The organism is Streptomyces sp. NBC_00353, assembly GCF_036108815.1.
In the GTDB taxonomy this organism is placed as follows: domain Bacteria; phylum Actinomycetota; class Actinomycetes; order Streptomycetales; family Streptomycetaceae; genus Streptomyces.
Genome location: NZ_CP107985.1, coordinates 1,116,117 through 1,137,409 on the forward strand (window position 1 = coordinate 1,116,117; position 21,293 = coordinate 1,137,409).

At 67.8% G+C, this 21,293-nt stretch carries 18 protein-coding genes and 3 pseudogenes; 4 read left to right on the forward strand and 17 right to left on the reverse strand.

Annotated features, from left to right (window positions below; all coding sequences use genetic code 11):
* Positions 1-294: 294 nt before the first annotated feature.
* Positions 295-858: a hypothetical protein gene (locus OHA88_RS05375; RefSeq protein ID WP_328624455.1), complete on the reverse strand. Its 564-nt coding sequence runs from the start codon at positions 856-858 to the stop codon at positions 295-297.
* 761 nt (positions 859-1,619) lie between these two features.
* On the opposite strand from OHA88_RS05375, the gene OHA88_RS05380 reads away from it, so the two are divergent.
* Together OHA88_RS05380 and OHA88_RS05385 are read left to right on the forward strand one after the other, a co-directional pair.
* Positions 1,620-2,993 carry an FAD-dependent oxidoreductase gene (locus OHA88_RS05380; protein ID WP_328624456.1) on the forward strand — a complete coding sequence of 458 codons (1,374 nt, stop codon included), beginning with the start codon at positions 1,620-1,622 and terminating at the stop codon, positions 2,991-2,993.
* A gap of 255 nt (positions 2,994-3,248) precedes the next feature.
* A complete protein-coding gene (locus tag OHA88_RS05385; RefSeq protein ID WP_328624457.1) occupies positions 3,249-4,214 on the forward strand; it encodes an alpha/beta fold hydrolase in 966 nt (321 codons plus the stop codon).
* 246 nt (positions 4,215-4,460) lie between these two features.
* On the opposite strand, the gene OHA88_RS05390 is transcribed toward OHA88_RS05385, so the two are convergent.
* From OHA88_RS05390 to OHA88_RS05400, 3 genes are all read right to left on the reverse strand, one after another.
* A complete protein-coding gene (locus OHA88_RS05390) occupies positions 4,461-6,245 on the reverse strand; it encodes an MOSC and FAD-binding oxidoreductase domain-containing protein (RefSeq protein ID WP_328624458.1) in 1,785 nt (594 codons plus the stop codon).
* Between the two features lie 272 nt (positions 6,246-6,517).
* Positions 6,518-7,279: a cysteine hydrolase family protein gene (locus OHA88_RS05395; RefSeq protein WP_328624459.1), complete on the reverse strand. Its 762-nt coding sequence runs from the start codon at positions 7,277-7,279 to the stop codon at positions 6,518-6,520.
* Positions 7,280-7,659: 380 nt separating this feature from the next.
* Entirely contained in the window at positions 7,660-8,856 is a 1,197-nt protein-coding gene (locus OHA88_RS05400) for an RNA-guided endonuclease InsQ/TnpB family protein (protein WP_328624460.1), read from the reverse strand.
* A 134-nt stretch (positions 8,857-8,990) separates the two neighbouring features.
* Between OHA88_RS05400 and OHA88_RS05405 the strand changes: the two genes are divergently transcribed.
* On the forward strand, positions 8,991-9,716 hold the full coding sequence (locus OHA88_RS05405) for a nucleotidyltransferase domain-containing protein (protein ID WP_328624461.1): 726 nt from the start codon (positions 8,991-8,993) through the stop codon (positions 9,714-9,716).
* A 488-nt stretch (positions 9,717-10,204) separates the two neighbouring features.
* Here OHA88_RS05405 and OHA88_RS05410 read toward each other — a convergent pair.
* From OHA88_RS05410 to OHA88_RS05455, 10 genes and pseudogenes are all read right to left on the reverse strand, one after another.
* Positions 10,205-10,451: pseudogene (locus tag OHA88_RS05410) on the reverse strand (tetratricopeptide repeat protein); the annotation flags it as partial.
* A 127-nt stretch (positions 10,452-10,578) separates the two neighbouring features.
* On the reverse strand, positions 10,579-11,037 hold the full coding sequence (locus OHA88_RS05415; protein WP_328624462.1) for a MarR family transcriptional regulator: 459 nt from the start codon (positions 11,035-11,037) through the stop codon (positions 10,579-10,581).
* Positions 11,034-11,528 carry a MarR family winged helix-turn-helix transcriptional regulator gene (locus OHA88_RS05420; protein ID WP_328624463.1) on the reverse strand — a complete coding sequence of 165 codons (495 nt, stop codon included), beginning with the start codon at positions 11,526-11,528 and terminating at the stop codon, positions 11,034-11,036. Before OHA88_RS05420 ends, OHA88_RS05415 begins: the two co-directional genes overlap by 4 nt.
* 114 nt (positions 11,529-11,642) lie before the next feature.
* Positions 11,643-12,434 (reverse strand): SMI1/KNR4 family protein, encoded by a 792-nt coding sequence (locus OHA88_RS05425; RefSeq protein WP_328624464.1) that lies wholly within the window; start codon positions 12,432-12,434, stop codon positions 11,643-11,645.
* A 177-nt stretch (positions 12,435-12,611) separates the two neighbouring features.
* Entirely contained in the window at positions 12,612-12,782 is a 171-nt protein-coding gene (locus OHA88_RS05430; RefSeq protein WP_328624465.1) for a hypothetical protein, read from the reverse strand.
* A gap of 75 nt (positions 12,783-12,857) precedes the next feature.
* Entirely contained in the window at positions 12,858-13,583 is a 726-nt protein-coding gene (locus OHA88_RS05435; protein ID WP_328624466.1) for a hypothetical protein, read from the reverse strand.
* 762 nt (positions 13,584-14,345) lie between these two features.
* A complete protein-coding gene (locus OHA88_RS05440; protein ID WP_328624467.1) occupies positions 14,346-15,560 on the reverse strand; it encodes an RNA-guided endonuclease InsQ/TnpB family protein in 1,215 nt (404 codons plus the stop codon).
* A 313-nt stretch (positions 15,561-15,873) separates the two neighbouring features.
* Complete coding sequence (locus tag OHA88_RS05445; RefSeq protein ID WP_328624468.1) at positions 15,874-16,515, reverse strand: YceI family protein; 642 nt, start codon at positions 16,513-16,515, stop codon at positions 15,874-15,876.
* Positions 16,516-16,747: 232 nt separating this feature from the next.
* Positions 16,748-16,894: pseudogene (locus tag OHA88_RS05450) on the reverse strand (hemerythrin domain-containing protein); the annotation flags it as partial.
* Positions 16,895-17,078: 184 nt separating this feature from the next.
* Positions 17,079-17,657, reverse strand: a complete 579-nt coding sequence (locus OHA88_RS05455; RefSeq protein ID WP_328624469.1) for a TetR/AcrR family transcriptional regulator — start codon at positions 17,655-17,657, stop codon at positions 17,079-17,081.
* Between the two features lie 91 nt (positions 17,658-17,748).
* Between OHA88_RS05455 and OHA88_RS05460 the strand changes: the two genes are divergently transcribed.
* Complete coding sequence (locus tag OHA88_RS05460; RefSeq protein WP_328624470.1) at positions 17,749-18,195, forward strand: DUF1772 domain-containing protein; 447 nt, start codon at positions 17,749-17,751, stop codon at positions 18,193-18,195.
* Positions 18,196-18,320: 125 nt separating this feature from the next.
* Here OHA88_RS05460 and OHA88_RS05465 read toward each other — a convergent pair.
* The 3 genes and pseudogenes from OHA88_RS05465 to OHA88_RS05475 all read right to left on the reverse strand — a co-directional run bounded on the left by OHA88_RS05465 (position 18,321) and on the right by OHA88_RS05475 (position 21,125).
* A pseudogene (locus OHA88_RS05465) lies at positions 18,321-19,344 on the reverse strand (IS5 family transposase).
* 171 nt (positions 19,345-19,515) lie between these two features.
* Complete coding sequence (locus OHA88_RS05470) at positions 19,516-20,175, reverse strand: response regulator transcription factor (protein WP_313940863.1); 660 nt, start codon at positions 20,173-20,175, stop codon at positions 19,516-19,518.
* Positions 20,176-20,177: 2 nt separating this feature from the next.
* On the reverse strand, positions 20,178-21,125 hold the full coding sequence (locus tag OHA88_RS05475) for a HAMP domain-containing sensor histidine kinase (protein WP_328629599.1): 948 nt from the start codon (positions 21,123-21,125) through the stop codon (positions 20,178-20,180).
* Positions 21,126-21,293: the final 168 nt, after the last annotated feature.

Sequence of the window (21,293 nt, forward strand, 5' to 3'; positions counted from 1 at the left end):
GCTCGAACACCGCGTCCGAATGAGCGGTGCCGACGGTCGAGCACAGGCCCAGGAATGGGGTTCGCAGGGCTGCAGCCGAGCGGGGCCGGCTGCCGCGACACGCGGGGAAGCCGGTGAACGCTTATTATCGCGTAGAGGGTGTATGGGGTCACCGGGCGCAGGCCGGACACGCGTGCGACCGCCTGGCATCTGTGCATCTGTGCATCCGTACATCCGGCGAGGGGTTCACCCCGCGCCGGAAACCCCGGCCCGATTCCGACGGGCCGGGGTTTCCATGTGATGCGGATGGAACTGTTACCACTTGTTGCCGTAGTGGTCCCGGACCACTCGGAAGCTGCCCACGACACCATTGCGAACCTTCACGCCACCGCGGACCTTGCGGGTGAAGACTCCGTTGCTGGTGCTCCAGGGGCCGATGGTGGCGACCGGGGAGCCGTTGTCGCAGGTCGCCCCGCGGAAGAGCTCTACACTCCTGTGGCTGTCGTTGCGAACGTTGAAGCTCCGCGAGCCCAGCCCGCTGACCACAGTGATGCAGCCCTCCTCCGAGCGCGCGGAGTACGACCGCTCGTTGATGAAGATCCGGCCTTCGTACTTGTAGCCGTGGCCACCACCGTAGCCACCGCCACCCCCGTAGCCGCCTCCTTCATTACCCTTCCCACCCCCGTTCCCGCCTGCGTTCCCGCCTTCGCCACCGAGCGGAGCCGCCGCAGGGGCACCCTGCTGGACGGCCGGCGCGGCCTGCTGGACGGACGGAGCGGCCTGCGGGGAACCAGCGGCCGAGGCATAGGTGATACCGGTAGTGGCGAGGACCGCGGCGCCCACTGCGGCGGCGGTCACGGCGACGGTACGCGTCGTCATGTCATTCTCCCTTGTCTCTGAGGGTCGGCCGGGCAACCGGCCTGAAATGAACGTACTTATGGGACCTTTACCTGTCATGTCGGATATGCGTAAAGCGTGACTCCAGGGGGCCGATCGGGCGTATCGGCGAGATCTGATACATCGTCAAAACGCTTATAAGTAGGCCTATATGACATACGACTAGGCCTTCTGGGTGACTTCGTGGCACCGCTCACCCTCTCGGCAGCATGCCGCCGGATCCCAGTGCCCAAAGCCGCTCCTCATGTCCCTGAACGAGCGTCACCGACGCTCACCCCCGCCGCCCCGGCCGCCGCAGCGGCCCGATCGCGCCCTCCTCGCACACCAAGACGGAGCCGTCGGCACCGCCTCGGCCCACCCTGACGACGAGACACTCACCAACCCGGCCCGACAGTGCAGCCCCGGCCGGCCTCCGATGCGCGCCCGACAGATCCATGGCGCATGAGGGGGTGACACCACACCGATGACGTCAGGGCCGTCACCGTCCGGCGACGCTGCTGGCACGGGGGCATGGTCCAGCAGAGCGGCGAACCAGTGACGGCCGTCGACCAGCATGGTGAAGCGCCGCACGTACCTCGCGATCCGCAACGCGGACGGGGACGTGCGTACGTCTTGCAAGCAGCTCGACTTGGCGCCGGTCGCTGCCTTGCCCCGCCCCCGCCCCGCGACGCACGGCGCCGGTTCCCGACCGGAGATCGCCGAGCAGTAGGCTCATTCCGCAACACGACGCGAAGGGAAGCTCAGTGGCGCGGGTTGCGGTGATCGGTGGGGGTATCTGCGGGCTGGGGACGGCGCTCATGCTTGGCCGGCGGGGCCACATGGTCACGTTGTTCGAGCAGGACGCACGGGAGACCGGAGAGGACCTGAACCGGGACTTCTTCCACTGGGACAGGCCCCGAGTCCCGCAGGCCATCCAGCCCCACTCTCTCCTCGCGCCTGTGCGCACTGTATTGCGCACCGAGACCCCTGATGTCTACGCGGACCTGCTGGCACGTGGAGCCTGGGAGTACCACGAGTTCGACTGGTTCGGTGAGCATCCGCCGCATCGGGCCGGCGATGAGGACTTGGTGACCCTGCGTACCCGCCGCATCGTGCTGGAGGCCGCCTTGACCGCGGCCGTGCGGCGGGAACGCTCCGTTGAGGTGCGGCGAGGCTGCCGGGTGCGCGCCCTCACCATCGGGGAGGGCCGTCCTGCCCGGGTCACCGGCGTGCAGGTGGGCACGGAGATGCACCAGGCGGACCTCGTCGTCGATGCGTCCGGTCGTCGCTCGCCGGTTCCCGCCTGGCTGATCGCGGCCGGCTGCCGCCCGCCCGTGGTCGACAGCCACCGCACCGGGATCGCTTATCTGTGCCGCTGGTACCGCCTGCGTACCGACGGCCCGCGTGCCCCCGGGCGAGTGAAGACCGGCTCGGCCGCACCGTTCGCGCTCGCCGGCGTCTTCCCTTCCGACAACGACACCTTCGCGGTGAGCCTGGTGCTCTCCACGGGTGATCCGACCCGCGGCGCGCTCACCGACCCTGCCGTGTTCGAGGCCGTCGCTCGCCGCTTCCCCGCAACCGCCGCCTGGCTCGACCTGGCCCCCGAACCGCAGTCAGCCGTCCTGGCGATGGCCGGCCTGGACAACCGCTGGACCGCCCTCGCCGACGATGACGGACCTGTCGTCACCGGCCTGGTCAACGCCGGGGACAGCCTCATCCACACCAATCCCACCTTTGGTCATGGCGCGGCCCTCGGCCTGCGTACCGCCCAGCACCTCGCCACTCATGTCGACCAGATCGCCGCGGACCTCATCGGCTACCACACCTGGACAGCAAAGGCCCTCCGCCCCTGGTTCGATGCGCAGGTGACGGCCGACCGCGCCGACGAGCAACGCCTCGCCGATGGCTCACCACCCGCAGATCGGCGGGCTGCCGCCCTGACCGCTTGCGCCTTTGACGATCCCGTCGTCATGAGAGCCCGAGCCCAGGTACGCCATCTCCTGCGACCAGCCGACGACGCCTACGGCACCGACGAAGTGGACCGACACGTCACCGCCTGGCTGGCTGCCCACCCAGACTTCTCGCCAAAGCACGACGGACCGACCCGAGATCAGTGGGACGCACTCATCCCGAGCTGAGCGCTTGCCCCGCACCTCACCTTCCGCGGCACCCGCCCCTTGCCGCTGCTCACTCCCGGGCTCTCCGCAGCCCGGGGCTTGCGCCTGGGCCTGGCCGGCTCCCGTAGCCATGTGCGGTCACGGGAGCCGGCTCCGACCCACCCACTCCACTCTGCTGCCCCGCCATTTTCACCCAGCTGGACGGCGCGGCCGGGCTCAACAGCGACAAGGCGTGAACGCTGAGGTGGTCCAGGCCTCAAGGGAAGCGAGAACGGCATGACCGCATTGGCGATCTCCGGCGGACGGCATCGAATACTGCGTGCACACGTCACCGTGGCTGGATGTGCCCTGGCCCTGTGCGTGTACGCAGCAGCCCCAACCACCGCGGACGGCGCCACTTCCGGTGCGAAACCCACCGTGGTCCTGGTGCATGGGGCGTTCGCGGATGGATCCAGCTGGGACGGGGTCATCTCACGGCTCGAGCGCAGCGGATACACCGTCATCGCGCCCGCCAACCCGCTGCGCGGCCTGTACAACGACTCCACCTACATCGCGTCCGTACTGGACAGCATCAAGGGCCCGGTCGTGCTGGTGGGCCACTCCTACGGCGGCGCTGTGATCAGCTCGGCCGCGGCCGACAACCCCCGGGTGAAGTCGCTGGTGTACGTGTCGGCTCTGATGCCCGACGTGGGCGAGAGCGGCATGTCCCTGGCCGCACGGTTCCCCAGCGAACTGAGCACCGCCACCAGGTCTGTCCCGTATCGAGAAAGCGGCCGCAGCGGGACCGACCTGTATCTCAAGCGCGACAAGGTCCACCAGGTCTTCGCCGCCGACCTGCCGAAGAGCGAGGCCAATCTGCTGGGGGTCACCCAGCGGCCCGTCGCTACGACCGCGTTCTCCGAGAAGGCCAAGGTCGCGGCCTGGAAGCACATCCCGTCCTGGGCACTCGTCGGCCGGCAGGACAAGACCATCAACCCGGATCAGGAACGCTTCCAGGCGAAGCGCGCCGGTGCGCACACGGTGGAGATCAACTCCTCCCATGTGTCCTTGATCGCCCACCCCGAGGCGGTCGCCGACCTGATCCTGCAGGCAGCCGCGGCTTCCTCCCCCGCCCGATCGTCCCTGGCGACCACCGGGTCCGTGTATGACGCGCGCGCCGAGGCCGGCATCGCCGGGGCGTCCCTGGTCGTCGGCACAGGTGCCATCCTCCTCGGCCGACGACTGCGACGCCGGCTCCCCTGATGGCGGACCGGGACGACGCAATACCTGACGGACGGCTGACGACGACCCGAAGGCGCGGAGTCGATCGCCCAGGGGCCACGGTGTCTCAGGGCATCCAGGACGCGTTCTGGATGCCCCGCATGCAGAAGTACCTGGCCGCGACAATTTCGTGCCGCACCCACTCCGGCGCGCCGCCTTGCACTCATCGGTTGTCGACGGATGCAGGTGGCCCGCAAGGTGACGCAAGCCCGGCGGCAGCAGAGAGAGTCACAGATCGAGGATGAGATCCGCGGGTGGCTGTGAGCAGCAGATGAGCGCGTTGCCCTCGGCCGGTAGGTCGATGGGGTCGGGAGAGTAGTCGACACGGCCGGACACGACTGCGGTCTCGCAGGTGTGACAGACACCGGTGCGGCACGACCACTGCACTGGGACGTCGCATGCCTCGGCGAGTTCCAGGAGTGTGCCGTAGCCGGGGTCCCAGGGAACGGTCAGACCGCTGCGGGCGAAAGAGACGGAGGGGCCGGTGCCTGGTCCGGGTGGATGAGCGGGCGGATGGGGGGACGGCACATCGGTCGGGACCACTCCGGGCGTAATCGCGGTAACGGATCCGAAGGTCTCTGTGTGGATCCGTGCAGGGTCCAGGCCGCAGTCCACGAGTGCTTTTGTCATGTCGTCCATGAACCCCACCGGACCGCAGATGTAGGCGTTTGCGTCCGACGGGAATTCAAGGCCCTCGAGCAACTGAGCGGTGAGCCGGCCGGTGGAGGTGTAGTCGTCGCCGAGACTGTCGTCGTCGCGCGGGCGACTGTAGGAGACATGCCGTCGGCCGGACGGAAGGCGCGACAGCAGGGTGCTTGCTTCGTGGGCGAAAGGATGCTCCGCGCCGTCCCGAGCTCCGTGGACCCACCACACCGGGCGAGCATCAAGGGTGTCGGCCAGCGCATGGAGCATCGCGAGCACCGGAGTGGCCCCGACGCCGGCGGAGACCAGCACGATGGCTGCCTCGTCTCTGGCAAGGGTGAATGTGCCTCGCGGGGCAGCCACATCCAGGACGTCGTCGACCGCGACGTGTTGATGCAAGTAACTGCTGCCCACACCATGGGGTTCCTGTTTGACGCTGATCCGGTATTGCGCGTCTCCGGGGCGACCGGACAGGGAATAGCTGCGAATAACCGGCGCGCCCTGTGGATCGGGGCGCATCCGGACTGTGACGAACTGGCCGGGCAGCGCTGCGGGAAGTGGACTGCCGTCGGTGGCAGCGAGGGAGACGGAGAAGATGCTCCTGCTCTCCGGGGCGATGCGCGTGACCACCAGGGGACGGAAGCCCGGCCAGGCCGGCGGCGGGCTGGTCGCGGCGGACGTCAGGCCCGTATTGCCTCCCGTGTTGCCTGTTGACCAGCCCTTCGAGTCATAGTCGTCCAGAAGCGACTGCATGGATGACTTCCAGCCGGGGCTGAGCGCGGGAATGCGGAGGGCCCGCTCCACCTGGGAACGCGCGCGCCCGGGTTTGTAGAGGACCGCGTCGATCTCCGCGACGGTCATGGCTTCCGGCCCCGTGGAGACTTTGACGATCTCGTCTCCGGCCTGGACGGAACCCTCGGCCAGCACCTTGAAGTAGAAGCCGGGGCGTCCATGGGCGACCAGCAGGGCGGGCATCTGCGCTTCGTCCATGCGAAGGCCTACGCGGTAGCAAGTCACCCGGGGCTGCGTTACTTCGAACAGCGCATCGCCGATGCGGTACTGGTCGCCGATGCACACTTCGTCGTCGGGCAGGCCGTCCACGGTGAAGTTCTCACCGAACTGGCCATGAGTGAAATCGTTGCGGTGCAGGTACTTCTGCCAGTGCCTATAGGAGTCCACCTGGTACACCAGCACTGCCCGGTACGGCCCGCCGTGACCGGCAAGGTCGCCCTGGCCGTCTCCGTCGATGTTCAGTTTCCTGACCATCCGCGGGCCCGTGACCGGCTGCTTCCACACACCCGTATGCGTCACTCGGCCCTTCCAGGGAACATCCCGGGGCATCCCGACATTCACCGCGATGAGCGTGGCCATCGGTGCATCTCCCTGGTCGAGCGGACCATCCCCACCGATGCCACGCTAATACGCCGACTTTCGATGGTGAGTCAGGACACGAGACTCAATGCCGTGCACTGAGTTCCTTCCCACATCGGTCCGCGGCCGACAGAGCCTGGTGTCGGAAGCCGCTGTCGTACCGAGTGCTTCGTCCGGCGGTGGCGCAGGGGTTCCCGGTCGGGGCGGTCTCCCCGTGGCCCAGACATGAGAGCAGCCAGGTATCCATGGTGACGGCATTCCCGGTCATGCTCTCAGGGACTGGTTGCACCATGGGGCAGCCCTGAAATGAATTCCTCCGCTGTGAGGATGGCGTGGGCATAGGTGGGAGCGTTGAGTTCGAACGTCGCTTGCATCTCCTCAGGGCGGAAGGCGGCGATGGCGTCCTTGATCAGCGTGACGTGATAGCCGAGCTCCTGGGCGAAACGCGCGGTGGTTTCGATGCAGGTGTTCGCCCGCATGCCGATCAGCACGATCCTTGAGACATGATGCTGTTTCAGCAGGAAGTCCAGGTCAGTGTTGGCGAAGCCGCTGGCGGACCAGTGTTCGTGCACGCGAAGTTCTCCCTCGCGCGGCTGGAAGTCCGGGTGGAACTCCCCGCCCCACGTACCCGCGGCAAAGACCTGCCCCTTGTGCGTTGCCTCCTGGGAGGGGGACAGGTACGCCCACGTGTCGTAGTCGCCCGGGGAAGTCCGCCGGTGTGGCACGAACATGATGCGCAGTCGGGAGGCACGGGCGGCTGCCAAGACTTGGCGCATGTGGTCGAGGAGACCGACTTGCTCGGCAACCGCCTTTGTTCGCGGCCACAGCTTCCCGCCCTCGGACAAGAAGTCGTTGTACGGGTCAACCACAAGCAGTGCGGTGCTCTCGCTGGTGTAGCCGGGGTCGTTCATGCCAAGACTCCCCTGGTATGTCGTTCCGGCCGGTGGCGGACAGTCGTCCATAAGGCACGAATGCGTCGCCAGGCCTGGGGTGGGTGGTGGCCAGCCCTTGAGGAAGTCCAGCAGCTCGGCCATGAAGGCCTGCTTGTTCCTGGAGCAGCGCCGATCGCAACTACCGTCACAGACGCTGCTCACGCCCCGCTCCGGCCGTCAGCTTCGACCATAGAACGGGACATGTCGGGGCGCCACGTTGAGCCGAACCGGAGATGCTCCCCGTCGACGTGCCACATGTCCGCGCTGCTCGTCCACGCATCCGTCCCGCAGATCCGCAGGCACGACCATGACCGGGGCGGAACCCAAACATCCGGTTGCGTTCTGCCGGGGTGCCACTGAGACGGTGAACCTGAGAGTGCGTCGGCTGTGGTGAAAGAGAGAGTCCCCTCACTCACTCACTGGGAACACTGGGCACGATGACGACCCTTGACATCCTCCCCCTCGTGAACGAGGGGGATTCCTCACTTCGCAGTGAGGGGTTCCTGCTTCACAGCAGGTTGCCCCGTCCGGGAGGACTCCCGTTGAGGTCTTACACCCGCTCCACAGGCTGTAACCGCCAGTCCGGCGGCCAAAATGTTGCATGCCGCGTTCACGTCGCGGTCATGCGCCGCACCGCAGCCGCACGTCCACTCGCGGACGTTCAACGGCAGCTTGTCCTGGACAGTGCCGCATGCGGAGCACAGTTTGGTGGAGGGGAACCAGCGGTCGATGGCGACCAGGTTTCTGCCGTACCACGCGCACTTGTACTCCAGCATGGACCGCATGTCCGTCCAGGCCGCGTCCGAGATGGCGCGGGCCAGACTCCTGTTCTTGACCATGTTGCGGACGGTCAGGTCCTCGATCACGATCGTTTGGTTCTCACGAACGAGCCGAGTGGTGAGCTGATGCAGGAAGTCCCGGCGCCGGTCAGCGATCCGGGCGTGCACCTTGGCGACCTTGATGCGGGCCTTGTCCCGGTTGCGGGAGCCCGTCTCCTTCTTCGCCAGGACCCGCTGGGCCTTGGCCAGACGCGTGCGGTCCCGGCGCTCGTGCCGGGGGTTGGTGATCTTCTCGCCAGTGGACAGCGCCACCAGAGTAGTGATCCCCGCGTCGATACCCACAGCGGTGTCCAGGGCCGGAAAGGGTCTGACGGATGCATCCTCGCACAGCATGGACACGAACCAGCGGCCCGCACTGTCCTGGGACACGGTCACCATGGACGGCTCCGTACCCTCGGGGAGAGGCCGGGACCACACGATCGCCAGTGGACTCTTCATCTTCGCGAGCGTCAGCGCACCGTCTCGATAGGTGAACGCCGACCTGGTGTACTCCGCACAGCGGCGGTTCCTCTTCTTCGACTTGAACCGGGGGTACTTCGCCCGGCCCTCGAAGAAGTTCGAGAACGCCCCTTGCAGATGCCGCAGCGTCTGCTGCAGCGGCACCGACGACACCTCACAGAGAAAGGCCAGCTCCTCAGTCTTCTTCCACTGCGTCAGCATCGCCGACGTAGCGTTGTAGTTCACCCGTTCCTGACGCTGGAACCACGCCACCGTGCGGGCTTCCAACGCCAGGTTGTAGACCTTGCGCACACACCCGAACGTGCGCGACAGCTCCGCTGCCTGCTCGTTCGTCGGGTGGAAGCGGTACTTGAACGCCCGCTTCACCAGCTCGGTCTTCACATCTCACAAACTATCAGCTCTGTTCGTGAGATCGGAACGGATACGCACCTGGACTCCGCCGCTTCGCAGCTCCGGGCCAAGGATGCGTTTCCTCCCCGAGCCAAAGCACGGGGTATCCACGCAAGGAGTTCGGGATGAATGATCAAGCTGCCCCGGTAGCCCAAGCTCTCCGCCTGATCACGAACCGCTACCCGCACGCCCTGGGGGCCATCCTCGGAGGCTCAGCCGCCCAAGGCCGCGCAACTCCGAACAGCGATCTGGATGTGGCTGTCCTCCTTCCGGACTCGGATACCAGCCGCCGCGAAGTGATACGCCAAGACGGCCGCTTGGCCGAGCTGTTCCTGCACACCCTCGCGGACGTCCCGACGGCCTTCGAGCGGGACAGGACCCGCCGCCGAGGCACAGTCCTCTTCATCTATGACCAGGGCGTGTCCCTGATGGACCCGCACGGCCACGTGTCCCGTACCCAAGCACAGGCCCGAGCGGTACTCGCGGCCGGCCCTCCGGCCCTCACCCCCACCGAGTGGGAGCGAGGCCGCTATCTCCTCACCTGCTTCATGGACGATCTGATCGACATCCGGCCGGCCGACCGGTACGAGCAGCTCTCTCTTGCCGATTTCACTCTCCGTGAGGCGGCGCACCTCCTCACCGCGTACCACCAGGCCTGGACCGGCATTGGCAAGTGGCTGCCCCGCAGACTGCTCAGCGCAGACCCGGCACTGGGCAAGGCCCTACTGGATGGCCATCGGACCGTGGCCGAACACAGCAACCCAGCGCCGTTGACGGTTGCTGCCGAGCAGGTGCTCAACCTGCTCGGCGGCCCGCTGCGCGAGGGGTACACCCAGCACGGGTGGGCTTGAACACTGCCCGAGCTTCGATGGCGTTTGCGTAGTCGTGGTCCGCGATCACGGGCCTCCTGCCGGGAGCAAGCCCACCGGGCTGTATCGACAGCTCGGGCGTTCAGAGCAAGGTGGGGACGTCCGTGATCGATACCAACGGGTGACTGGTTTCGTTCCTCAACACGTTCGTCCTGGCGTGGTTCCCACCATGGAGCGGGTGGGAGTTGCACGCCGTCTGCGACGAGGCCGGACTGCCCATGTGCCGGCCGATCCCCACGAGCGCCTCACTGGCCACGGGCTCTGACGCGCAGGGACGTGCGCCCAGTAGCTGGCCGCGGCTTACCCGTTCAGCTCAAGTACCGGCCCTGTCAGCGGCTCTGGCGCGGGCAGCCAGGGCAGCGTGGAGGTGGAGCCCGTCCGGGAGCCCTTCGCACGTCGACCGGGCGGGCCGCCACATCCGAGACTCGGGTGTCAGATCCTTCCCGGCACGGCCACCATTTGCCGCAGTGCACATGGGACTGGGCCTCCTCGGTGCGCCCATGGCGCTCCCGGGTGCGGCCCAGCATTAGCCGGGCGTATCGCTCGACCGGGTCGCGCTCCACGATGATCCGTAACTCAGCCTCCGCGCACAGCAGTTGGTCCGAGTGGTAGTAGGCGCGCCGGCAGCAGCTTCGGCCCCGGCTGCTCGGGCACCTCCTTGACCAGCCCGCCGAGCACTGGTGCCGCGGCCGCGTAGTCCCTGGCGTCGAAGAGCAGCTGCGCCCGCTCCCAGCGCTCCGACGGCGTCCCGTGCGTGTAGAAGGCGCTGTTGGGGGCGCTACCGGTCGTGTCACTGGTGACCTCCTTCGACGCCGTAAACCGCGACCGACGCTCGGTCGGGTGGTCAGGCGGTCAGCGCAGCAAGCTCCGCGTTGGCGCGCTCGGTGACCAGGGAGAGGACACGGCCGGCGGCGGCCAGGTCCTCGGCGGGTATCCCGCCCCAGATGCGGGCACTGATGGGGGCGGTCTCCGCGCCGACGGCGGCGATCAGTTCGCGCCCTGCATCCGTGGGGCGAAGGTGCGCGCCGTCCGCAACGAGCATCTGCTTGGCCAGCAGCTCGTCGAGAGTGGCACGGATGTCGGCCGGATCGGCCTTGAGGGAGCCCCGGACCTGGGTGACGAGATCGTCCGGCGTCTGCGGAGCGTCGGCGGTGACGGCGGCGCGCAGGGCGACCTGCTGCTGAAACGTGGTGCCGTGCCGGGCCAGGACGTGCTCCAGGACGCCGCGGGCGGCGTAGTGGGCCAGGCCCAGGACGCGGGCGTCGGCAACGGGTGCGGTGGTGGTGGATGCGCTGGTGGTCATGGTGTTGTCCCCTGAGTGCTCTCGTCGTTCGGTGCGGATGGAGCGAGAGGTGCGTCAAGCAGGGTCGTCAGCTCGTTGGTGAACGCGTGCGCCCGCGGGGCGTCGAGGCCACCGAGTGGCTCCAGCAACTGCTGAAGCAGTTCCTGGACCACCGCGATGGCCTGCCGCGTGACGACCTGACCCTGCTCGGTGAGGGCGAGCTGTACGGCGCGCGGGTCGCGGGGATCCCGGGTGCGCGCGATCAGGTCGGCCGACTCCAGGGCGCGCGCCAGCTTCGACACGTACAGCGCCTCCAGGCCGGTGTGGTCGGCGAGTCGGCGCTGGCTGGGCCGCTCGCCGGCGCGCTGCATGCCGTGCAGCGACGCGACCAGTGAGTACTGCGCGTGGGTGAGGCCCAGCGGAGCTACCGCTCGGTCGACCGCGACGCGCCACTTGTTGGCGAGCCGCCATACCAGGAAGCCGGGCGTGGGGCCCGGTGAACCCTTACTCATGCCAAATAGTGTACATGGCTACTATTTTCTGAGATGCCAGAACTCGAACCAAGGAATACAGTCACCGCGGAACAGGCAAGCCCGAGTAATCGGTCCTGGCCACACCACCTGCTCTTACTGGCTGAGGATCTGCGAGTTGGGTGCGAAACGAGTCCTGTCGTCCAGGTCAAGGATGTCGTCGAGGTCGGTGAAGTAGAACGACGTCGTCGCGCCGGCCACCACATCGAGGAGGAACTGACTGCACGACACCGGATAGGCCTCCCAGAGAGGGCCGCGTCCCTCATTGAGGATGACGGTCCATTCCTCCGGCTCGATACCGGGCCGGACCAGCCAGTAGAGGAAGTGTCCCGCACCTTCCTCGTACCCCCAGGGCACCAGCCTCGCGTTGCCCTCATGGAGTTCCGACGGCTTATCCTCGCCCGCTTCCCAGAGTTCGGCGAGGATCTCCTCGCGTTCCGCGGTCTGGGCGACCAGGTCGTACATCGCATCCGGGCAGCCCGGTTCCAGCAGCCGGAGCACCCCCGCAAAGAGCCCTCCACCGTACATTTGAACGAGCCGCTTGTAGTCAGCCGGCAGGGCGATGCCCAACGCCTCCTCCACGGCGGACCACTTCACGGTTCGGCCGCCGCCAGTCGGCGGACAGAGGCGCACCAGCGGTTCGGTATGACGCAGACTCCGAGCGGTCTGTATATCGCTCGGCAGGGCGCTGAACCGTGGCGGAGTCCTGGAGGCGTCCAGTACCACCGCGCGCATCCGGTCGCCGACCGCGGCGTGGGGCGTGTCCGACCACCATGAGCGGTGTTTGGTCCGGTCGATGAAGCCGTCGTGCCCGTCCGCGTGGACGGCGGCCCCCACCGGAGCCACGGCCGTGACAACTACGTCGTGCTCCTGATGATCGGCAAGCATGACATCCACCCTGCACCATGCCGGCGGGCAGGAACACAGGGAGCAGACGGGCCGGACCCCCAGCGAGAAAGCGACTCGATTGAGCGAGACAGGACATCTATCTCCGCGGCGTACGGACACGGTAGCCATGAGGCGGGTTCGGACCGCGGTGAAGCACCCCTTTGCACTTCAGGGCCATCAACTGATGTGCGACGGCAAGGTACTCGCGGGCTTCACCGACTGGCCGATCTCCTGTCTCGACGGCGGGTAGCTCTGCCATTGGACCTCGGCTTCGCCGAAGCGGACGATGTCCGCCCGGCGACCGTTGAGCCCTTCGGCGTTGACGCAGAATTCCAGGCGGACATGCACCGGAGGGCATTCCCACACCAGAAACCCCGGCCCGATTCCGACGGGCCGGGGTTTCCATGTGATGGAGTGGCGCGATTACCACCCGCCGTGGTCGCCGATCACCCGGAAGCTGCCCACGACGCCGTCATTGAGGAACAGGCCCCCTTGAACGGTGGGCGTCACGACGCCATGGGTGCTGCCGTAGGGACCGACAGTGGCGACAGGAGAGCCGTTGTCGCAGGTGGCCCCACGATAGACCTCGACAACCTTCCGGCTGTCATTGCTGATGCTGAAGCTCGAGGAGCCCAGTCCGCTGGCCGCGGTGATGCACCCGTCCGCGGCTGCGGAGTACGTCCGGTCGTTGAATTGGATCCATCCCTCATCCTTGCCGCCGTAGCCGCCCCCGTAACCGCCACCACCACCGCCGTATCCACGGTCGCCACCACCGCCGTACCCGCCGTCGTCACCACCGCCGTAACCGCCTTCACCACCACCGCCGTAACCTCCGTCGTCACCACCGCCATACCCGCCGTCACCACCACCGCCATACCCGCCGTCATCGCCACCGCCGTCACCACCACGACCCTCGCCGCCGTTGCTCTTGCTGGCGTCTTCTCCCAGGGGAGCCGCGGCCGGGGGCGCCTGTCGGACGGGGGGCGCAGCCTTCTGCGCGGGTGGGACGGCCTTCTGGACGGGCGGACGAGCCTGCTGGGACGAGGCGGACGGGGTGGATTCGTCGTTCGAGGCGTAGGTGATGCCGGTGATGGCAAGGACCGCGACGCCCACTGCGGCGGCGGTCACTGCGACGGTACGCGTGCTCATGTCACTTCTCCCTGTCTCAGAGATGCCGGCCGGACAGCCGACCTGCGACGAACGTACTGACAGCTCCTATAACTGTCATATCGGGCATACCTAACGTGTGACACCAGAGGGCTGACCGGGTGTACACGTAGCACTCATCGGACATGGATCCTGTATCTGATATGGCCTCAAAAACGGTAATAGCGGGTGTCTCTAGCGCATCGTTAGGCTTTCCGGGCGACACGTGCCACCCACTCACCCTGTCGGCAGCGTGTCGTCGGATCCCTGCAGGGCGAAAACGCACGTCTCATCCCCTGAAAGACCGTCATCGACGCCCAGCCGCTCGCCCCGGCTGGAGCGGCTGCCGACCGCGTCCCTCCGCCCCGGCCCGGTGAACCCCTGCACGCCCTGTTGCCCTCGCCCTGATGGCCGCCGACATTGCGCTGGCGGGCGCGGGCCTCCCCGGAGACCGGGGGTTCGCGGGTGCCGCCGCCCTGGTCGCGGCGGCCGCGCTGACGGTGGGCCTGCGCGCCTGCGGCCGCCCGGAGTCGACGACCGACTGGCGCACCGTCATACGCGCTGCGGCCCACGACGCCGCCCGCGACCTGCCGGGCACCGGCGCCTGGTGCGGCTGGCGGCGACGACCTGCTTCCTGTGCACGTGAATGCTGCTGCCCCTGGCGTCCCTGGTACCGGGTCCGCTGGCGCTCGCGCTGGTGGCGATCGACGGACGGCGTCGGCCACCTGGTGACTCCTCCCCGCCCTGAAGGGACGGGGCTTCTCGCTATGCCGTGTGGGCGTTGCGACGGACCAGCCCGGCCCGTAGAACATTGAGTGCTCCCACTGTGTCGGCGTGCGCCGTGTGTCCGCACGACTGGCAGAGGAAGGTCTCCTGTGTGGGCCGGTTCTCCTTGGAGACGTGCCCGCATTCGGGGCAGGTCCGGGAGGTGTTGCGGGGGTCCACGGCGATCACTTCCCGTCCGGCGCTTTCAGCCTTGGCGTACAGGATCGTCAGGAACACCCCCCATCCGGCGTCGGCAATGCTGCGGTTGAGTCCGGCCTTCGCCGCTGCCCCATTGGGCAGGAATGCGCCCGCCTGCTCGGGGTCGGGCTTCGGTGCGGGGGCCCTGCTCATGTTGCGGATCTTGAGGTCTTCGTGCGCGATGACATCGTGCGCCCGGACCAGGTCGAGCGCGGTCTTGTGCGCGTGGTCGAGCCGCTGGCGGCGGACCTTGCCGTGCAACCGGGCGACCTGGTCCACTGCGCGCTGGTGGTTCCTGGTGCGGTCCTTGGCCTTGCGGCGCGGGAACCTGGACAGGGCCTGCTGTGCGGCTTCGAGTTTCGCAGCAGCGCGGTGGCCGTGGCGCGGGTTGGAGACGAACTCGCCGCCCGAGTCGGCAAGGAAGTTGGCTATGCCCAGGTCGATACCGACCACGCTGCCGGTCGTCGGGAGCGGTTCGGGCTGCTCCTGTTCGGCGGTCAGCACGACGAACCACTTGCGGCCCTCACGCTTGACCGAGACGGTCTTGACCCTGCCGACCACCGCACGGTGCTGGTTAACCTTGACATGCCCGACCCCTTGCAGCCGCACGCGGGTGACGGGGTCGTGCGGGGTGGAGTCCCACCGGCAGCCGTCCCCGTCCTTCGGGAACTCCACCGTGTCGAACCAGCTCACCGAACGAAAGCGCGGATAGCCGAGCGTCTGACCGGACTTGATCCGGCGGAAGAACGCGGCGAACGCTTTGTCCAGCCGGCGCAGCGTCGCCTGCTGCGAGGAGAACGACCAGCGCCCCTGACGCTCAGGATCGAACGCCCTGATGTCCTTCAACTGCCCGGACTGCATCCCGTACCGGACGGTGGTCCTCGATACATGCCGGTAGGCATCCCGTCGTTCCTGTAACGCCCCGTTGTAGAGCGAGCAGTGATCCCGCAGCATCTCGCCAAGCGCGATCTGCTGGCCCGTGGTGGGCCGCATCAGGAACTTGTACGCACGAATCATCCAGCCCACCCCCTTTTGGGTCAGTCCGGTCAACATAGCTGGCGCCACTGACAACGCAGAGAACTCCGGCGCTCCGCGCCTCCGGGCCAGGGATCGCATTCCCGCCCGGCCTGAAGGCCGGGATTCCCCGCGAAGATCAGGGATGGGAGTCACCGCCAGGTCGGACGCCTGCCCTGCTTCCGAGTTGTTGCTTGCTGTGTGGGTGCACTGGTGGGGAAACCGGGCACTTGCGGCTGTGACCCTCGACCGGGGCAGGGTGGCCATGCCGATCCGGTGGTGGCCTATACCGGAGACACCTCCCGTTTGGGCGGGGTCAGCGCTCCGAGGTGGAACGGATCGCGGCGATGTCGAACTGGAGGCGGAGCCGCTCGCTGACCATCGCCCCGCCCTCCGCCAGCCGGGCGTTGTAGGTCAGGCCCCAGTCCGAGCGGTTGATGGTGGTGGTGCCGTCGAAGCCGACCCGTTCGTAGCCGAACGGGTCGGTGACATGGCCGATGTAGGTGAGGTCCAGCTCCACGGGGCGGGTAGTGCCCCTGATGGTGAGGTCGCCGGCCATGCGGTAGACGTCCTTGCCCACGAACTGAACGGCGGTACTCGTGAACCTCATCTGCGGATACGTCGCGGCGTCCAGGAAGTCACGCCCGATCAGGTGGGCGTCACGCTGCTCCACCCCGGTGTCGACGCTCGCGGTGTGCAGCACGATGTCCGCGCGGGAGCGTACCGGGTTCCGGCCGTCGAAGTAGAGGCGACTCTCGTACGAACCGAAGGATCCGCGCACCGTCGTCACCATGGCGTGTCGCACGGAGAAACCGATCCTGCTGTGGGCGGGGTCGATCATCCACTCTCCGCTGAGAGCCGCCAGGGCGGGATCCGGCATCACGGCAGCAGCGGGGGTGGTTGGAGCGGCGGGCGCCGCCGGGCGTCGGAACGTGGTGCCGCGGCTGAAAAAGTTCATGGAACATGTTGTTACTCGGCGGTACGTCGCACGCGCAAGTCGCGGGTGGGAAACCCGCTCATGTATGAACAGACTTTCACAACTCGGAGCCCTGCACGGGCACGGTCAGTCACCGACGGTCAGTCACCGACGGTCCTCCACGGGAACGTGCGGAAGGCCGTCACCGGGAACGTCGCGAGGGACGCGCCACGCGCAGGGAGTGCTGTGCCGTGACAGCCGTGAGTGCCCATTCGCTCTTGCCGCGTCCGGTCAGCAAATCCCGGGCCCGGTCGACCAGTCCGACGCCGGGGCCGAGCAGCTTGTTGCCGGGCGGGGTGTCCGGAGCGGAAGGATGCGGGCGAGTGGGCGCCATCTTCTTAGCCATGCGGACCTTGTCGCCCGACTAAGGCGCGTATCGGGTCGTGATCAATGAGCACCCCAACTTCCGGGGCGGGTGCCCCGTCGGGGATACGGGGCCCGGCGGTCAGCGGCTGTGCCGTGTGGGGCGCGAGTGACCGGAAGCAATGCCGGAGGCAGGCAGCGGGGTCCGGGGACCCCGGCTGCGTGCCTGCTGGGGCGGTGTGTCAGACCATGGCGAGCCGGTCCACCAGCAGATCCACCCTGCGCTCGGTGTCCTCCGGCGGGAGCCGTCGCGCCCGGGTCAGGGTGGCCAGTCCGTGCAGGGCCGCCCAGAACGTCTCGGTGAACAGTGCCGGATGGACGCCGTCCCCGGCGACCTCGCCGAGGTTCTCCAGCAAGGCGGCGAAGGCGTCCTTCAGCGGCTCGGGGGTGTCCTCGTGTGCGAACGCCAGGCCGCCATCGAGCTGGAACATGGCGTCGTAGACCGCCGGGTTGCGTTCGGCGAAGTCGAGGTAGGCGCGGGCCAGGGCGGTGACCCGGGTGCGCGTGCCGTCTGCGGCGGAGGTCGCGGCCCGCAGCGCCGCGGCCATCTCGGCGGCACCCTCGAGGGCGACGGCGCCGATGATCTCGCGCTTGCCGCGGAAATGGCTGTAGAGGACGGGCTGGCTGTATTCGATGCGCTCGGCGAGCCGGCGGGTGGTGACCGCGTCCCAGCCCTGCTGCTCGGCGAGTTCGCGGGCCGTGGCCACGATGAGACGCTCGCGGCCCGCCCGTTCGCGCTCCTTGCGTTCCTGTACCGACATGAACCGATCCTAGCATCGCTAGACAATCGAGCGGCAGTAGTACTAGCGTTGCCTCATCAGCTAGCAGCGCTAGATTCCTGGAGGGGTCATCATGCTCAACGCACTCGAGGTGTTCACCACCGTGGTCGTCGGCCTGATGGTGGGGGTGGAGTTCTCCGTCGCCTTCGTCATCAACCCGATCCTCAACGGACTCCCCGAGGACAGCGGCGTGCTCGGCCGCGCCCACGGGGGCCGGATGCTCGGCGCTCTGATGCCGGTCTGGTACATCACCTCGCTCGTCCTCACCGCCGTCTGGGCCGTGGCCGGATGGCACCGCCCCGGCGCCGGCCTCGTCGTCATCGCCGGCGCGCTGCTGATCCTCAGCGTGATCATGTCGCTTCTGCTGCTCGTCCCGATCAACAACCGGGGCAAGACATGGACCCCCGCGAACCGGCCCGAGGACTGGAAGGAGCAGCAGAACCGCTGGGACCGCTTCCACTACGTCCGCGTCGCCGTCATCATCGCCGCCTTCACCCTGCTGGTCGCCGCCCTCGCCTGAGCCCGCGGACCGACACCGCGCTGGTGGCGCACGATCCCCACTCCCCGGGCGGCAGCTGGCCACCGAACTCCCGACATCCGGGAATGCAGCTGCCGCTGACAGCCCACAACTGCGATTCCGACAAGCTACGTCCCTCGATGACCTGCGCGGCTCTCGGCTCCGGTTCGGGTGAGGTCTTTGATCCAGATCACCGAGGCACGCAGCTGAAGCCCGGCGAGGTGGCTTTCCGGGGTCTTGTCCTAGCGGGTCGCGATGCCCCGCCACGCCTTGAGCTTGTTGATCAGGCGTTCGACGGTGTTCCTCTCCCTGTAGAGCTCGGCGTCGTGGTCGACGGGGCGTCCCCCTTTGCGGCCCTTCCTCTTCCGGTTGGCGGCCTGGTCCCGTTTCTTCGGGATGACGGCCTTGATGCCGCGCCTGCGCAGGTGGGCGCGGTTGCCGCGGGACGAGTACGCCTTGTCCCCGGCGACCGCGTCCGGGCGGGTGCGGGGACGTCCGACGAGCCCGCGGACGCGCACCTTGTCCAATACGGGGATGAACTGCGGGCCGTCGGCGGCCTGCCCAGCGGTCAGGACGAACGCCGGCGGACGGCACCTGCGGTCAGCGGCGAGGGGGCCTTGCTGGTCTGCCCACCCCGTGAGCGTCCCCGGAGTGCGGCCTTCAGCCGGAGTTTGCAACGGCGCCGGATGCGTCGTCGCTCTTCCCTCCCGGGATCGTCTTCGGCCTTCCGCCCGTTTTGCTCTTCGCGACCGCCCCCTTCGGCCGGGGCTGCTCCTCGGTGGCCTTCTCCAGCGCGTCGAGCGCGCCGGGATCGAAGTGCATCCCGGCGGCGGCTCGGTGGGCTCGGGCGGTGGTGGAGTCAACGCTGACCAGCAACAGGTTCACCTCGCTCCGCTTCGCGGCCTCTGCTGTCAGCCCCTCCAGCAGGGACTCGAAGACACCGGCGTCGCGCCACTGCCGGAAACGGTTGTCGACGGTAGACCAGGCACCGAACTCGGCGGGCATTTCCCGCCACTGCCCGCCCGTCCGAAACCGCCACATCACCCCCTCGAACTGCTGCCGCAGCCGCACCGGGTACGGGCCGTACTCGCCGATCGGCAGATACGGCTCGATGAACTCCCACTCCACATCGGTCAGTTGCGTACGTGTCATGCAAGGCGATCTACCGGATCGAAGTCGACTCCGTCACCGCCTGCGTAGTCGAACGGAACCGCCATCGCGGGGGCGAGCGCGGCAGGGAACTGTCGATCACCAGTGGGAGTCATGCGCACACGCTAGCGACCAGTACGTGGCCGGTGGCCAAGCGGATGGAAGGACCCCGGGTCACGGTTCGATCAGTCCGACTCGGATTGCGTATCGGGTGAGCTCCAACCGGTCCTTCATGCCGAGTTTCTCCAGCAGGTTGGCGCGGTGGCGTTCGACGGTCTTGACGCTGATGACGAGGATGTCGGCGATCTCCTGGGAAGTGTGGCCCTCGGCGACGAGCTTGAGGATTTCCTCTTCCCGGTCGGTGATGGCCTTGGCGGGGATGGTGCCGCCTTCGCGGGCACGGTCGAGGTAGTTGCGGATGAGGGCGTTGACGGCGCCGGGGTAGAGGAAGGGTTCGCCCCGCATGGTGGCGCGGCAGGCCTCGACGAGGTCGCGGTCGGCCACGGACTTCAGGACGTAGCCGGAGGCACCGGCGGCCAGGGCTTCGAAGAAGTACTGCTCGTTGTCGTACATGGTCAGTATGAGGAGGCGCAGGCCGGGCTGGGTGCGTGCGAGTTCGCGTGCGGCTTGCAGGCCGGTCAGGCGGGGCATGGCGATGTCGAGGATGGCCAGGTCGGGCTGGTGGATGCGGGCCGCTTCGACGGCTTCGGCGCCGTCGCCGGCTTCGGCCACGACGGTGAGGTCGGGTTCGCTGTCGAGAATGAGGCGGACTCCACGGCGGACCAGCGCGTGATCGTCGGCGAGAAGGATGCGGGTTTCGGTGGCCTCGGGCATGGTCAGTGGCTCCGATGGGAGGTAGGCACGTTCAGGCGTACTTCGGTGCCCCCGTCGGGGGCGGCACCCAGGGAGAGGCCGGCGCCGATGAGCAGGGCGCGTTCACGCATGCCGCTGATGCCGGCTCCTTCGGGAGCGCCGTTGATGCCGCGGCCGTCGTCGCGGACACACAGCTCCACACCCGCGGGGGTGTGCCTGACGGTGAGCTCGACGTGGCGGGCGTCGGCATGGCGGGCGGCGTTGGTCAGGCTCTCCTGGGCGACCCGGTAGAGCACGAGTTCGGTGTCCCGGCTCAGCGGTGGCAGGTCCGCGTCGATGTGGTGGCGTACGGCCAGAGCGGAGCCGGTGAACTCGTTGGCCAGGGCTTTCAGGGCGCTGGTCAGTCCGAGTTCTTCCAGGACGCCGGGGCGCAGACGGCGAGCGATACGGCGGATTTCGTCGAGGCTGGCGCGAGTGGTCTCTTGTACCTGATGCAGTTCTTCGCGTACTGCGGGTGGGACGTGATCGGCGACGCGTTTGAGTTCGAGCAGAACGGCGGTGAGGGTCTGGCCGATCTCGTCGTGGAGTTCCTGGGCGATGCGGTGACGTTCGGCTTCCTGCGCGGACAGGGCGCGGCCGGCGCTGGTGGCACGTTCGGTCTCCAGGCGGTCGAGCATGGTGTTGAACGTCGTGATCAGTTCTGCGACCTCGCCGTGACCGCCGACAACCGGACGTGTTCCCGGTCGAAGCAGGTCGGTGGTGGTCATGGCGCGGGTGAGACGTTGCAGCGGGGCGAGGCCGATGCGCAGCAGCAGACCATTGGCGATGAGCATCGCGGCCAGTCCCCCGGTGAGGACGGCGGCTTCGGTGAGGAGGACCGGCGTGGAAACGGTCACCGGTCCCAGCAGCAGGGCGGTGGCACCGATCAGCACCACGGCATTGAGCAGGAAGATCCGCCAGAACAAGGGCATCGACACCGCCTCCGTCCAGTCGCCGTCCTCACCACTGATACCGGCCTGACGTCCGCACCGGCGCACGTGCCCCGGCGGGGGATCCACGGCCGTCATGGTCAGCCTGGGTGCGATGTGCGCTGGTGTCCATCGGTGGCAACACCCATGTGTCGGCCGGTGCAGTGGGGG

What these genes read in the sequence shown, in the direction of transcription:
- OHA88_RS05475 (WP_328629599.1), bottom strand. Translation starts at nt 21,125, where the DNA reads ATGCCCTTGTTCTGGCGGATCTTCCTGCTCAATGCCGTGGTGCTGATC.
- OHA88_RS05435 (WP_328624466.1), bottom strand. Translation starts at nt 13,583, where the DNA reads ATGAGCACGCGTACCGTCGCAGTGACCGCCGCCGCAGTGGGCGTCGCG.
- OHA88_RS05455 (WP_328624469.1), bottom strand. Translation starts at nt 17,657, where the DNA reads ATGTCGGTACAGGAACGCAAGGAGCGCGAACGGGCGGGCCGCGAGCGT.
- OHA88_RS05395 (WP_328624459.1), bottom strand. Translation starts at nt 7,279, where the DNA reads ATGGCCGAGCTGCTGGACTTCCTCAAGGGCTGGCCACCACCCACCCCA.
- OHA88_RS05385 (WP_328624457.1), top strand. Translation starts at nt 3,249, where the DNA reads ATGACCGCATTGGCGATCTCCGGCGGACGGCATCGAATACTGCGTGCA.
- OHA88_RS05420 (WP_328624463.1), bottom strand. Translation starts at nt 11,528, where the DNA reads ATGAGTAAGGGTTCACCGGGCCCCACGCCCGGCTTCCTGGTATGGCGG.
- OHA88_RS05405 (WP_328624461.1), top strand. Translation starts at nt 8,991, where the DNA reads ATGAATGATCAAGCTGCCCCGGTAGCCCAAGCTCTCCGCCTGATCACG.
- OHA88_RS05470 (WP_313940863.1), bottom strand. Translation starts at nt 20,175, where the DNA reads ATGCCCGAGGCCACCGAAACCCGCATCCTTCTCGCCGACGATCACGCG.
- OHA88_RS05375 (WP_328624455.1), bottom strand. Translation starts at nt 858, where the DNA reads ATGACGACGCGTACCGTCGCCGTGACCGCCGCCGCAGTGGGCGCCGCG.
- OHA88_RS05445 (WP_328624468.1), bottom strand. Translation starts at nt 16,515, where the DNA reads ATGAACTTTTTCAGCCGCGGCACCACGTTCCGACGCCCGGCGGCGCCC.
- OHA88_RS05425 (WP_328624464.1), bottom strand. Translation starts at nt 12,434, where the DNA reads ATGCTTGCCGATCATCAGGAGCACGACGTAGTTGTCACGGCCGTGGCT.
- OHA88_RS05460 (WP_328624470.1), top strand. Translation starts at nt 17,749, where the DNA reads ATGCTCAACGCACTCGAGGTGTTCACCACCGTGGTCGTCGGCCTGATG.
- OHA88_RS05440 (WP_328624467.1), bottom strand. Translation starts at nt 15,560, where the DNA reads ATGATTCGTGCGTACAAGTTCCTGATGCGGCCCACCACGGGCCAGCAG.
- OHA88_RS05390 (WP_328624458.1), bottom strand. Translation starts at nt 6,245, where the DNA reads ATGGCCACGCTCATCGCGGTGAATGTCGGGATGCCCCGGGATGTTCCC.
- OHA88_RS05415 (WP_328624462.1), bottom strand. Translation starts at nt 11,037, where the DNA reads ATGACCACCAGCGCATCCACCACCACCGCACCCGTTGCCGACGCCCGC.